This window comes from Paenibacillus periandrae (assembly GCF_022458865.1).
GTDB lineage: Bacteria > Bacillota > Bacilli > Paenibacillales > NBRC-103111 > Paenibacillus_S > Paenibacillus_S periandrae.
Map to the genome: position 1 here is coordinate 57443 of NZ_JAJNMU010000025.1, position 13987 is coordinate 71429.

The following is a 13987-nucleotide window of genomic DNA, read 5'->3' on the forward strand; positions in this document are numbered from 1 at the left end:
ACCAGGAGCGGACCTACTGGTTGAGGCGGAATTACCGCCACATACCGCCTATGCTGCCTGCGACGGGGGTGCTTGATCGATACCGGAGCCATTTCAGAGAAACCGAGTACGGTTCCGTAAATTTAAAAGTTTTGACTCCGGAGCTCGCCGCGCTACACCAGAGGCTGCAGATTGTTCTGCCCAGCAGCCGAGTCCGGAAGGACCAAGATACAGCATCGCTACTGCAGGAGTTGTTTGTCTTCACTGGGACCGCATTTGTCGACCGTCTGACTTGTGCATAGCATATTACAGGATTATTGAAGGTATAAAAAAAGGATGCGGGCTATAAGCCCAACATCCGCTAATATCTTTCACTCGTCTCCCAATAGGGCACGATTTCACCCGATTGAATCATAGCCATTACGTTGTCTATCGCTATTGCATCGTTTTCGGTTCTTCTATCAATCATACCGGTTGGATTCAATAACGGATCATACATATCAGTTATAATTAAAGGATCAACCGTGTAAAAAGAACGCAGTACATTTCGAAAGCGATGAGATACGGGTATTCCTTCGCTAATTTCACGATTAGCGACCTCTTTGAAAATTTCATTCACTTCCTCATCCTTCAACGAAATACCGTACTCTTTCATTTTTTTCAGTAAGTTCGTACGAATATCCATCCCTAAGTTTCCAAAACCAGGCTCGAAGCGTTGCCGACCGTGGTTGTCACGTTTATATCCAGTTAAACCCGCATAACGAATGTCTTGCGATGCTTTTAATAAAGCTCTCATTCGATAATAAGGCTCAAGCTCTGGATAATCACCTCCAACCCCATTTATGCCTATCGATAGATTCCGTAACGATACATCCTCCGCTACAACAGTACATGACCAGCAACCCATACGAGCAGCCCTGCCAGTGCAGGAACGAACAGCCTCATTATCGCTCATAATTGCAGCCCCAACAGGGCACTCTGCAATCCCGCCCATTGATGATCCATACAAATTGATCAAATGATAGTTACTATAGTCAGCCCATGGTGTGTCATTTCGTACCAAATACGTTACAATATCCGTTGCCGACCAATCTCGAATTGGTGCACATGTGCGTATACCCTCTACGACATGACAACCATAGAAATCTTCTGCATAGTGACGATCTATGCTTGCAGATCTACTCTGGCTTTCTGATGCCCTTAGGCCTAGTAACTGGCAAACCAACTTGCCTTCTGAAACGAAACCTTTAAGTGCTTGTCGCCCTGGCATTGTCTTTATTCGAGCTACACACCATTTAAAATTAGGTTCTGATGGTGTCGAATAACCACGCCCAAACACCGTTACCATAAAGCTATCCTGAACACGAGGTTCTACAATAAGAAATGGGATATCTAAATCAAGGCTTTCTACAGCTTTTTTAAGCCTTCGCACATGGGCTTGCATTAAAGGGTTATCTACCCCTGTATCTGCTGAGACAATAACCAACTGGGCACGTGACTGGGGATGTTGTATCTTATAGTGAATACATTTTTGCATCACAACGGATGAATCTTTTCCCCCACTGACCGGTATAACACAAACGTCATTCTCTCGAAAGGCACGCGCTATGCTCTCCTCTGTTGCTTTCTCCAACTCCGTAGGAACAAAATCGGAAATAATCATTTGTTCCCCCCTGGAAGGTTCCGGTGATTCAGGAATAAGATAAGGTTCAATAGAAAACAACTCTAATTGTTCACTCTCATCCTTTAACCGAAGTGACGGCCAAGCTAAAGCCTCTTTTACTCCATAAGGGGGAAATGGCATGCTGTCTCCGTATATTTCAATCGTTATAGTCGTTTTAGCTTTTTTAGCAACAAAAAACAACTTGTGGCACGGTGAGTTCAGGTGCCAATTGTTGGCCCCCGCTAACTCGCTTTCCAATGCATCTATATAGACTTGCTCCGGAACGATTATAGTAAACCCTAAAGAAGTAAGATCATCGAGAAAATCAATTATTTCGCTGCCCATTGGGACTTGGGAATACGAGAACAAGCTTTCTTTCCCAAAGAGTTCTTCAAAAGGCTCTTGTTCGATAAAATGGTGTAACACAATATAAGTTCCATCCAATCCAAATATGGCACTCCAATTTCTTACTACTCCATAAAACTCCAGTCCGAAGCTTTTAAGTAACCCCCAAATAGTTCGGGTTTCATTGGTTTGTTTTTTTAAGTCAAGAGTAGGCTTTACCTTATTTGGCGCATCTTCAAATAGGTAATGTTGTTCATCCTTCAAATCGATCATTCTAATTCCCCCTGTGACTCCCGCTGCATCGGGAGTCGAAATTATCGGCTCCCATGCAGGGTCACAGCCTGCCCACATAGCATTTAATTTTCTTTTTTATGTTTGTCTATAATTCTTCATCAAGACTTATGATAAATTACTTTGTATGACCTATCTTTTTTCATATTTGATTGGTTAATTTGATTTACGACTCTTTCCGCTAATGCTGAGGAAACGGACGGAAACCAGATAATTTCTGTACCATTGATAACTTTTACAACGGATGCTGTCATTGTAATGCCTCCCTGTATTGACCAAATTAATCAAAATATCGAAACAATTGTTCACTGCAGCTTATCGATGTATCTTTGCCTAAATAATCTCGAAACTACTGCATAGATATTATGACCTCTCGAACTGCTCTTTAGAAATTTTAACCTTCATTAAATAGATAATTGCAATTGCCCTACCGGCTCTTTATACCGTTCAAACGTGAGTACGTTTCCTGAACCCGGACAGTGCTCTGGCATATTGGCACGAACTAATGCTGTCGCGAATGGTGGTGGGACACTGTTACCACAGCGAGCTACCTGATCCGATTTGGTCACGGCTTTCCCGTTCACCTGGTATCCTGAAATAATATAACTTATTGGAAAGCCCTGTGCTGCGTACAGCTCATGCGGTTCTAACATTCGCATTCCAATGTCTACTATTTGGTATACAGTCCCTTTAATCATGACAAGGCCAAAGCGTTCGCGTGTGGTGATCGTCCCCAAAGGATTTTTCACATCTTGCCCTACACTGCTGCCATAGTAGGCAATCAAGAAAGCTCTAACCTCTGCATGATGTAGCCCTCCGGACGTTACAGTCCGTAATGGCTCGTTCACAGGTTGTCCGATGTTTTTACCTCGAAGCTTGACCAAGTTACTTGTCACTAACGCTGATTTATTTATAGCCGTTATCGTAGAAGATGGTCGATCCAATCCATGACCAATCGATTCTCCAAAATGCTGTGCGACATGAGCTGTTACCAAAGCATTATGATCTACGGTAGTTATGGTAGAAAGTGGATCATTTAGATCATTTCCCGCTCCGGTATAGTTGCCTCCGTAATGCTTGATAAGGTAAGCTGCAGCAACAGCAAATTTGTTCCCACCGGCTACTATTGTACCAAGCGGACGTTTTAGATCGAGTGCGCGCGGTTCTTGACCCGGTCCCTCTCCATAACCTACTTGAATAAGTGTAGGACTGACAAGCAAGTGCTCCGCTTTTGTTACAATCGTAGTAAGAGGATCCATCAGAGGATACTGCATATTATCGCCGCCGAATTTGGTTTGACCTATCTTCGATATAAATGGTGTTACAAGCCCATAACCATTCTTGGCTGTCATAGTCTGCATCGGTTCCTTAATTCCTTGACCTCTAAACTCATTACCAGCATGATTAACCTTAACGATAAAAGGATCTGGGGCTTCTTCAAACCCAGGCTCGTAATAATTCGCTATATAAGGATCATCATTGTTAATAACATATTTCATGATTCCTCTAGCGATTCTTCGAAGCGTATTTTTTGCCAAAGGTTTTTTTCGCTCGAAAATACTCGGACAAGGGATGTCCCAATCGATGATCTCAGCTGCTGTTCTCCATGGTTTTAACTTACCGGACATTACCTCTGGATTGTTTGGTTCGCCATGTGTTGGCTCTGGCCATACAATTGGCTGTCCGTCGCAGCGAGCAACCAAGAAAAACCGTTTACGAATCGTAGGAGCGCCATAATCGCAAGCCCGAAGTTCTCTCCATTCAACGTCGTAACCATGCCTCTTAAGTGCATTTACAAAGGATTTGAACGTTCTGCCCTTTTTCTTGGGGTCGGGTATAAGGTATCGTTGATCAATTGGAACAAACTCACCCGGTTCAGAAACAACAATCTTATCGTCCTCATCTTCATTCCCACGGATTATTTTGAGCATTCTTCCAGTCTCAGGATCTACCTTTGCGATGAGTGGCCCCCAAGTCTTGAATTCCTCTACGTTCTCCAACATTATGACTCTCGGTTTGACCGTAGCTACCCATCGTAAGGTAATCCATGCCAGCCCGCGGATGCCCTTTTCGACTGGTTTTCCGCCCTTGGCTTTACTAAAATGCTTACAATCTGGAGAAAACCAAATATGTCCTACCGGACGACCCTTGGCGACTACTCTCGGATCCACATCCCATACAGATTCACAGTAATGATAGGTTCCCGGATGATTGGCTTGGTGCATAGCAATTGCTGCAGGATCATGGTTGATCGCTGCATCCACTGATCTACCAATAGCTATTTCAATTCCGGTACTTGCACCGCCTCCGCCGGCGAAATTATCTATGAAGATTTCCCGCTTATAATCGGGGTGCTGGTACTGATACCTGCCATGCTTCCTATCAAACTTGCGCTGTGCTACCCGACTTAATTCCAATAGATCATCTCCCTAAATTTCTCATTAAATAAAAAAAGACCACAGATTTCTCTGCAGCCTTTCACTTCCAATTTGTTTATGCTATCACCGCTTCACCCATATACCGCAAGCGATAAGTCCAAGGTCCGTTCGCAAAGTACAATAGTTCACCTTTTTTTGTGACCTCACCCAATAGAGAAGAGTGTAGCTTCGGAAGATTGTACTCGTCCGAATAAATGGTCGCTTTCCCCAATTTTTGCCCTCTGCTGTCTGTAAATATAAATCTAACCTGGCCAACGGGAGTTTCATCGGTTTGTGTTACAAAGCCATCTTCGGTCTTGTATCTCATTTCAACTACCACACGAATAGCTTTCATCAAAAAGCACCTCCGATTTCTATATAAGGGGGAAACCCAATTAAGATTTTTCTATAAAAACCCAACTATGGTCTTAATCCCAACTATGAATAAATAAATTGCTACTCCAACTGCAAGCGATCCAATAGTATCCTTCCATGTCCATCCGTCCATAGAATGGCACCTCCAATAAATATTTCAATTGCACAGTTCGGTCAGGTAAAATCCCCATAGAGAGCAAATTCACCTTCTAAAATGGCAAATCATCGTCAGAAATATCAACTGGTTTTCCCTCATCTTGAAATGGATCTCGATAGCTCTGTGACGGGGAACCACCTGTATTTCCACTACCTCCGCCACTATTTGAGGACTCCAAGAATCGTACGTTATCAGCAACAACTTCTGTTACATAAACACGACGCCCTTCATTGTTATCATAATGTCGGACTTGCATTCTTCCTTCGACAGCAGCGAGTCTCCCTTTTCTTAAGTAATTGGCGCAAGTTTCAGCCAGCTGCCTCCATGTTACAATAGGAATGAAATCCGCTTCTTTTTCCTTTTGCTGATTTGTATATGGACGATCTACAGCTAGCGTGAAAGTCGTTACTGCTATACCTTGGGGGGTATAACGCAATTCTGGCTCCTTGGTCAGCCTGCCGATTAAAATAACCCGGTTCAACATCTTCGGACACATCCTTTGTATTTTTAGTAATAATTGATATACCTTTTAAATGACAAATAACTGACCTTTATATCCATTATTAAAAAGATCATCAATACCTTTTCCAGCTTCCTCTGGCCACACATAGATGGCAAGCTCAATTCCATGCTCATTGAGTAATGGCTTAGCTCCTTCAATGCATTTCAATACTGCTTTGCCAACACTTTCTTCCTTCGATTGAGCATCTGCATCGAATCCTATAACGACACGTTTTGGTTTCAGTTTAATAGTGGGTTGCAATAGAAAGCGCCATGAAGATACACCAGCGACTTGCAAATGCAATTCGTCAGTAAAATCAGAAGCAGTGTCTCATGATGATAGGTAAGGTTTTGATGTAATCTCCACCTTTTCCCCCATCCCACACCGTACGTGCGGCTTTCACCGCATACAGCGTTCCATCGAAAAAAGGATTTATCTAAATCTTCGCAGATTTAGACATTCTGGTTAACTTTCCAAGTTCTTACGGAGTAATAGAATCAACTCAGCACCTTTACTGTTAATACCAGTAATAATTCCGCTACTATGAACCATATGATGGCACTCATTACAAAGGGTGATTAAGTTATTAACCTTATTAACTTTTTCCAAAGGAAGTTTATTGGTTTTATGATGGCAGTGAGGCTTAATACCGAAAAGGAAACACTTGCAAGCACGACACTTGCCTCCAAAGATTTCTGCCAACAATCGTATATGGAGTCCATTTTCGATTGAAATTTCTTGAGTAAGCGACTGGTGTGATAGATGCAAGTGTCAACCCAATTCTCAAACCATCAAATTCAACAAAGAAGCTTTTAGTCAAATAGCCGCTATGTCTGAACTTTCTGTTGTTGAAAGAGTCTATCGAATCGTATGCTTTTATAAACACTTGATTAATCTTTTCACAGCCATATAGCCATTTCATAGAAACCGCCATCTTCCAGAATAACCTGTTATCAATTTTCTGAAGAGCTCTTTTACTGATACCTTTATTAAAGTAGTTAGCAAGTCCAACTATTTTCGCATTAATTTTCTCGATATTTACAGCAGCCCATTCCATATCATGTAGATAGCGTAGACGCTTTACATCACGACTAATATCACGAATTTTATTCCCGAGTTTTTTCATATCCGGATATAAAATCCCCGTTATTTTATCACTTTTTCTGGGCTTGTCTGCTTTTAGGCAATAACCGAGGAATTTAGCTGGACGTACTCTAAGGTCAGTAATCAGAGTCTTTTCAGGTGACAACCTAATCTTCAATCTGTGTGAGAAGTATTTATCAATTTTCTCTAAAATCCTTTTGGCATTTTCCTCAGTCTTCGTAAGAATAATCCAATCATCTGCGTATCTTACAAGAAATGTAGGCTGGTGACCTCGCTTCATCAGTCGATCGTAAGCAGAATCCCTTCTGGTGTAACGATTAGTATGGGAGTGATATTCATATTCATTAGCAATCATCCAATCAAAATGATTTAGATAAATATTTGCCAACAAAGGACTGATAATCCCACCCTGAGGGGTTCCTACATCTGTTGAAAAGAGATTCCCTTTCTCCATATAACCTGCTTCCAACATCTTCTTGATAATCGCAAGATAGCGTTTGTCCTTAACACCCATAGTCCAAAGAGTTTCGATTAATTTGTTATGATTTACGTTATCGAAGAATGCTTGTATGTCTCCTTCAATAGCGAAATACGTTTTGCTTTTACAAATTAAATCTCTTACTCTGGCTAGTGCATGCTCTGCACTGCGGTAAGGTCTAAAACCATAGCTATGATGATAGAATTTTGCTTCTGCGATTGGTTCAAGAATAAGTCGTGCAAGCTCTTGTATGATACGGTCAATCATCGTTGGAATACCCAATGGACGTTCCTTCCCGTTTGTCTTTGGAATGTAGACTCTTCGGACAGGAGTTGGTTCATAGTTATCTACTGAATGAAGAACCAAACTGATTAGATATTCCTCATCCAATTGAAGGATATGGTCAATATCTTTATTATCAATACCCGGTGTATAACTACCTTTATTGCTCTTAATGTTGTGTATAGCGGTAATGATCGCCTGTTTGTTCTTCATCAGCTCAACAAGTCCAAAGAAGGATTTGCCATCTTTAGCTTCATGGAACATACGATCTCTTGTACTGTTCAATTCTTCTTCCGTTCGAATCACAAGTCTATTTACCTTCAAGTAATCACCACTTTCGGTTCAAACTTGAATTGACTCTTTACTCCAACATGTTTCGTTTGGACTTGTGAAAGAAATTAACCAACTCTTTCCGACTAGTCCCCTTCGCTCCCATGAGTTTCCCCATTTTCATCACTACTATGGGACTGCTGACTTCCTGTAAATTTCGTTTGAACTGCAGTCCATCCATTTACAGGATCTCAAACGTTCCATCTAGTCTATCCCTTTGTTTTCTACCTTTTAGGTGCCCACTGTCCGCCGGTGGCTTATCAGGTTTAACAGTCAATTATTCCTGATACTCTCGTACATTTCAGAACAAGAGGAATTTATATCATCCAACAAGATGATATCTTTTCGTAACCATAAAAGAGGGTTACATTCAACCACAAATACTTTTCAGTATGAGGACCTTACGACGGTTCGCACGTGGATTCGTTGTCTCACCATGAGTTAGATTTTAAGGAACACCGCGTCACTTTCTCCATATCTCTTTCGAGACTTAGGATACTTGAACTACGTCTTCACCTGGCTTCATACAGCGTTATTTGCAGATAACGTTGCATGCAGGAGTATCATGTACAAAGCCGTTTGACTGTTGGCTAAGGTTGAGGCTTCCACTCAACATTTCGACTAGATAGTTAGCAGCAGTTCGCTGCCTTCCATTTCCCACTTAATTTGCGGTTGTAGGAAAACGTTTCGCACCTTTTAAGGGACCTTCTCCCCACCAAATGGTTGAGGTGTCCATTACATCTTGCACGCTTTGTCCAGGCCTCCACTTTTCTAAAATAGAAGTTGGAACAGCACAGTGATATGGTGCCGGATCTCCGCTACTCGTCCCTTTTAAAATACCTTTCACAGGATCTGATTTCGATGCAAGCCAACCATACCAGCGGCGCTTAGAAATGATCTCTACTCCGTCTGGAAGCACAATTGGGAGTTGCTCTTCTCGTCCATCCCACATAATCGAGCCGGTATCACCATCAACAACTTTTATTTGTTCGGAACCGTGGACTTTGACATTTTCAATACCTTTAACTGCAATCTCAATTTGGGGCTTATCATAACGAATTTGAAACCCCGAAATATGATTGGATATGTCGCGGAATGGTATGAGCAAGCCCGGCTTTCCTCCAATGGTCCAATAATTTCCCGTTGAAGTCCCTTTAACGAACATGAAACCAGGTATCCCTTCGGGTTCACCAAATTCTTTACTGATTTTAGAAGCTGCATAATATCTAGCCTGCTTGTTATCGGTCAGGGATCGATACTGGCGAACCTGAATTTGGTGATCGTTCATTTTTCTTTTTTCAGATGTCAGATGAGTTTTGTGTGCAGAAATAATAGGGAACTCGTTCATCAAACGTCTAAAATAACGATCAAGCGTTGGATTGTCTTTCTTCGTGTTCTCCGGTATCATAGGCGGAGCTTGTTTTATTTTTGGAATCCCCGTATAGCCGGTTGGCTCCCATTTACGCCCATCCTCGTATTCGATAAGGATACCTGCGATCTGGGCTACATCTTTCACTGCTTCGATAAAATCTTTACCACTAGGATAGGGATTATTCCATTTGCGATACCCATAGTAGCTAATTGCATTACGTCCTGATTCCGTAGAACCAAAAGCAGTCCACATTCTCATATCTGGCGTAATACATAAGCTTGGTGTTTTCTCCCCACCATTACGATAAGTGAAAAAGTGACGGCCTTCTTTCTTTAATGGATCTCCCAACATTTCGGCAAAATCAGCTAAATCCAATTCCTCAATTTGATCCATAGTCCTTTGGCTAATCCTCGACATGCTATACATCTCCTTTTAAGGTTTTAAAACAACGCAAAAAAACCCTATGTGTAGAAGTTGTAGGCATAGCTATGCCGTACATACATCCACCCATAGGGTTTCACTCTTCAAGATAACGTCCAACCAACACAGTGGTTGAAAAAAAGTAAGTTTACTCTTTTATGTTAAATCACATCGTTAAAAAAATCAACCGTTGTTTATAGTAATTGCTTTTTGAGATTCAGTCATTCTTCATCTTCATCATTGGGGAGCTTTGTAATCGTTACAAATCCAAAACCAGCGTCAACTAATTCATCCTCTTCTTGACATATAGGACATGTTACGGATGTTTGATCTTCAAAAGCAGCTTCAACTCCAAAAGTGACAATACAACCTGAGCATTGATAGAAATGCATCTCGGGATAAAATTCCACAACTGGAGTACATGCACTACAAATATCCTCATCATTATTTATCCAATGGCAAGCTCCATTCTTCGTTATACATGCAGTATTTTCAGTGCATCCACATACCTTACATCTACTTACGCTTAACATTTGATTTCCTCCATTCATCTTATATCTTGCTACGACCTTAACAAGGTCCACCCTCAGACCCACGGAATGCCCCGGCTGGAAACTCCCATTCATGGCCATACGGAACAAATACATCTTCTGGATAAAAAAAGCCTTCTATCACTTGTGAGAGTGCTCGTCGATCAGAATGATCAATACAACTACTCGCATTCCCGACAAAGGTATTTATATCAACTTTATTGTCGAGCGTGAACCCAAGCTCTCTTTCGGCGTCTACAACCTGTTGAAACATACTGCCTTCTCCGCTGCCATAAAGCTCTTTAACACCGGCCCATTGACTTGGGCCATTAAATATACAGAGCGCGCATGATACTCTATTCAAACCAACCCTATAAAGCTGGTTAGGGTTGATGCGAAATCTCTTAATCTTCTCCCACACATCACGTAAAGACCAATCGATAAGTGGCCGCCACACATGCACAGTTCGATTATTTCTGATTTCTGCATTTGTTCCATGTTTTTCACATTCATTATACATTCGACGATTATTGCTTTCGCCTCGTCTCTCACCACTGACCATTAAGATTTTACAATCTCGTTTTGTTTCTTCTGAATGAACTATTGCAACGTTACCCACCATAATTTTTAAATATGCTGAGCAAAATCTTGTAGACAGATCTGCCCCCTTGGCTGGCAGCTTCATCCTATAACCTATTTGCTTTAATTCATTAAAGCACGTTTCCAGTACATCTAAATTATCCTCAAGTTCAGCCTGCTCCATTAGTTCTTTAAGTTGGAGCGTCCGTTTCCATAATTTAGATTCCACAGTTGTAATGCCATATTCATCCTCAAATGAAACCGGAGTCGATGAACACAAGCGATATACCTCTGACCAAAAGCCACCTTCACGCCAACTAAACCTGAGTCGTATTCCCAAAGCTTTTGCAAATGCCTTAGCGTAAGGAAGTGTAACAGGGTGGTCCATTTTCTTATCAGAGCCTTTATCGATTAGATGATGCCATAACTCGATCTTCTCTTTGGGTACACCTAGTTCCAATAGATGGAGCACACACCCGAGACTATCCTTTCCGGTACTAAATAAAACAATAATTTTCGAATATTCTTCTAATGGCAAGAGATTTTCCAAAAAATGCTCTTTATCGTGATGCGTCTCCGTTCTACCTTTATACCGAGGTGATATCTTTATAGCATTTCCATATATAGGATCGACAGAACCACCATAGACTACTTACGTATTAATTGAACAATCGATGTCTCTTATTATTTCTGGAATATCCATTAAACCGCCAGTATCAAAATCAAACTGCATACGTAATCCCATAGTTAATAATCCTCCCAAAAAAAAGCAAAATAAAAGAGCAGCTGCAAGTTGCAGTGCCCTCTTCATCATTATGTTAAGGTGACTAATTCATTAAATTCTATTTGCTTAGGAATGATATGGTGATTATTGACTCTCCATAAAATCTCCTCATCAAGAACATTTTCTAATTTTGCAGCCAATCGCATGTCTCCCATAATTCGACCGCAACTGCTACATTCACTTCGTGGGACGCCGGTAAGTGTAAGAATTAAATCTTGATTTCCCACATTTACCTCCCGCTCCTCATCTATGTAGATGATTTTTAGTGAAGTGCTTCCACAAATGCAGGTTGGCATGGGCTTTGGAATGCGGGTATCGTTTAAAACTAAATCACGAATATATTCGGCCATATTTCCTTTAGTATGTAAGACAGCCTTCAGTTCAATCATCCGTCTTTCCTCCCTGGTTAAACGAGTCTTTGGTAGGTCGAACGTACGCGGGTTCTCGGACTTGTGGCGGCCAGCTTTTTTAGTATGCATGGTCCATCTCCTTCAAAACGTTGTACGATCATTATACCGCAGATTCGCAATTAATGCACGTGCATAAATAGATAGCTATTCAGGATTCTTTGTTTAGAATCCTACCTCATTGATCACGAGTATCACATAAACAAATCCGTCGCGTATAATTTTCGGTCCAAATCCATTCTTTAGTTCGTGGATCATAAACTGTCATAACCATCATAAAATTTTGATTATTTTCAGGCATGTTAACACGAACATGCATTGGTCGATATTGACGAGTTGCTATTTTGACGTTGTACCAAATAAGAAATCCATATTCGCCATTTCTATAATGACTTTCAATGACCTCTCCCTTTAGCAATGCTTCTAGAACCTGACTCTCCGAAAAAGCGCGCCAGAGCACCCGAAATTCAGCGTGATCATCGAATGCCAGATCCGCTTCTCCGTTTTCATATGCATCTCTGAATTTACTAAAGCGGTCATTATCTTCCTCAAAATGTCTCATCATACGAGCATGACGTTCATTTGTAACTTGAGCGCAGCGTAATTCATTTCTGCAAATCATCCCGGTACACCTCCTTAAGACTTTTCTTATAGTCCTTCATTCTCTAACTTTCTTCTCTAATTCTCATAGGTATCAAAACACCAAGTGTTTTTAACGTATCCTCTGCCGGCTTAATGCACATGGGTGTAACCGGACTCGTAAATGATAACCTTATTTCTTTTTGATCAATCACTTTCAAAGCATCCATTAGGTAAAAGACATCAAGTCCTATCCGCAATTCCTTTCCGTCTGTTTTGCAATCCAAAACATCTAGAACTTGTCCAACTTCAGCCTTACTCACAATGGATATTTGATCATTATTCAAAGTAAATATAGCCATTTTTTTATCCTTAGCAAATAAGCTGGCTCGATTCAAAGCCCCTACTAATTTATCCTTCTCCAAAGTAGTCTCCAATTCAAATTCACGAGGAATAAGCCTATCAGTATCAGGAAAATCTTCATCCAAAACTTTGGTAATCAGTTTGACGCCTGGCCCTGATATTGAAATAACTGCTTCTGATATTTCCATTTTTAAATTTGTCTCAGACCCATCGAAAATACGTACAATCTCTCTGCACGAGGTCAACGATAGCGTTTCCCTAAAAGGAATCGCAACAACATTTTCGATCAGAGAACGTGACAATCGATTTCGATCCGTAGCAGTCAGCTTTAAATCCGTACCCCCTACTGCGACCTCAAAATTTACTCCAATAAGATTCACCTGCTTTGTTGAAGCAGCATACATCGAGCTCTTAAGTGACGCTACAAGTGAACTGGCAGGGATTGTAAATGTACTCTTTATCTCCTTATCAAGTAAGATGGATGGGTATTCATTCACGTCCAATATGGCCAGATCGAATTTTGCCTTTCCAGCTTCAATCAATAACAATGTTTCGGTTTTCATGGTTAGATTTATTTCACCGGAAGGTAACTTTCGAATAATTTCAGCAAATAATTTAGCCGGTACCGCAAAAGAGGCATCATGTTTTGCTGAAATCAGATCTCTTTCTCCTATGCATGTTGTAATAACACCATCTCCACCTGTTAACATTACATTCCCTGCTTTAATATCGATTTTCAAGCAACTCAGAATTGGGGTAGCCGTGGTTGTTGAGCAAGCATCTGCAACACTTGAAACTTTATCAGCAAACCTTTTTACATCCTTAATAGTAAACTTCATCTTCTCTTTAACTGGTGTTTTCATATCGCTTCATCTCCCAAGAATAGTTTTTGTAAATTCACGTACACGCAAAAAAGCCCCGTGTCGGTGATCCTTTCTTGAAATAGACATATCTATCCCAAGGAATTCATACCGCCACTAGGGCTTTTATCTTCGTGTGTAACGATTAACAAAGGTTAATCAACATGAAA

Annotated in this window: 15 protein-coding genes; 1 reads left to right on the forward strand and 14 read right to left on the reverse strand. The window is 41.1% G+C overall.

The window, feature by feature from the left end; all coding sequences use genetic code 11:
* Nucleotides 1-20: 20 nt before the first annotated feature.
* The gene (locus LRL21_RS34325) at nucleotides 21-281 is read left to right on the forward strand and encodes a hypothetical protein (RefSeq protein WP_240420317.1); all 261 of its coding nucleotides are present in this window, start codon (nucleotides 21-23) and stop codon (nucleotides 279-281) included.
* Nucleotides 282-340: 59 nt separating this feature from the next.
* On the opposite strand, the gene LRL21_RS34330 is transcribed toward LRL21_RS34325, so the two are convergent.
* The 14 genes from LRL21_RS34330 to dnaN form a co-directional block, all read right to left on the reverse strand.
* The gene (locus LRL21_RS34330; RefSeq protein ID WP_240420318.1) at nucleotides 341-2260 is read right to left on the reverse strand and encodes a phosphoadenosine phosphosulfate reductase domain-containing protein; all 1920 of its coding nucleotides are present in this window, start codon (nucleotides 2258-2260) and stop codon (nucleotides 341-343) included.
* A 119-nt stretch (nucleotides 2261-2379) separates the two neighbouring features.
* A complete protein-coding gene (locus LRL21_RS34335) occupies nucleotides 2380-2532 on the reverse strand; it encodes a hypothetical protein (RefSeq protein WP_240420319.1) in 153 nt (50 codons plus the stop codon).
* 150 nt (nucleotides 2533-2682) lie between these two features.
* Entirely contained in the window at nucleotides 2683-4611 is a 1929-nt protein-coding gene (locus LRL21_RS34340; RefSeq protein WP_240420393.1) for a DNA cytosine methyltransferase, read from the reverse strand.
* Between the two features lie 160 nt (nucleotides 4612-4771).
* Nucleotides 4772-5050: a hypothetical protein gene (locus LRL21_RS34345; protein ID WP_240420320.1), complete on the reverse strand. Its 279-nt coding sequence runs from the start codon at nucleotides 5048-5050 to the stop codon at nucleotides 4772-4774.
* 229 nt (nucleotides 5051-5279) lie between these two features.
* On the reverse strand, nucleotides 5280-5711 hold the full coding sequence (ssb, locus tag LRL21_RS34350) for a single-stranded DNA-binding protein (protein WP_240420321.1): 432 nt from the start codon (nucleotides 5709-5711) through the stop codon (nucleotides 5280-5282).
* A gap of 45 nt (nucleotides 5712-5756) precedes the next feature.
* Nucleotides 5757-6032, reverse strand: coding sequence for a DUF3854 domain-containing protein (locus tag LRL21_RS34355; RefSeq protein ID WP_240420322.1), 276 nt, complete (start codon nucleotides 6030-6032; stop codon nucleotides 5757-5759).
* 340 nt (nucleotides 6033-6372) lie between these two features.
* Nucleotides 6373-7917 (reverse strand): group II intron reverse transcriptase/maturase, encoded by a 1545-nt coding sequence (ltrA, locus tag LRL21_RS34360; protein WP_240420323.1) that lies wholly within the window; start codon nucleotides 7915-7917, stop codon nucleotides 6373-6375.
* A gap of 667 nt (nucleotides 7918-8584) precedes the next feature.
* Nucleotides 8585-9688, reverse strand: a complete 1104-nt coding sequence (locus LRL21_RS34365; protein WP_240420324.1) for a hypothetical protein — start codon at nucleotides 9686-9688, stop codon at nucleotides 8585-8587.
* Between the two features lie 248 nt (nucleotides 9689-9936).
* Nucleotides 9937-10266 carry a hypothetical protein gene (locus tag LRL21_RS34370; RefSeq protein ID WP_240420325.1) on the reverse strand — a complete coding sequence of 110 codons (330 nt, stop codon included), beginning with the start codon at nucleotides 10264-10266 and terminating at the stop codon, nucleotides 9937-9939.
* A gap of 19 nt (nucleotides 10267-10285) precedes the next feature.
* Entirely contained in the window at nucleotides 10286-11374 is a 1089-nt protein-coding gene (locus LRL21_RS34375) for a phosphoadenosine phosphosulfate reductase domain-containing protein (RefSeq protein ID WP_240420326.1), read from the reverse strand.
* A gap of 102 nt (nucleotides 11375-11476) precedes the next feature.
* Nucleotides 11477-11638, reverse strand: a complete 162-nt coding sequence (locus tag LRL21_RS34380; protein WP_240420327.1) for a hypothetical protein — start codon at nucleotides 11636-11638, stop codon at nucleotides 11477-11479.
* Entirely contained in the window at nucleotides 11638-11997 is a 360-nt protein-coding gene (locus LRL21_RS34385; protein WP_240420328.1) for a hypothetical protein, read from the reverse strand. Before LRL21_RS34385 ends, LRL21_RS34380 begins: the two co-directional genes overlap by 1 nt.
* A gap of 196 nt (nucleotides 11998-12193) precedes the next feature.
* Nucleotides 12194-12637, reverse strand: a complete 444-nt coding sequence (locus LRL21_RS34390; protein WP_240420329.1) for a DUF4258 domain-containing protein — start codon at nucleotides 12635-12637, stop codon at nucleotides 12194-12196.
* A gap of 43 nt (nucleotides 12638-12680) precedes the next feature.
* On the reverse strand, nucleotides 12681-13820 hold the full coding sequence (gene dnaN / locus LRL21_RS34395; RefSeq protein WP_240420330.1) for a DNA polymerase III subunit beta: 1140 nt from the start codon (nucleotides 13818-13820) through the stop codon (nucleotides 12681-12683).
* Nucleotides 13821-13987: the final 167 nt, after the last annotated feature.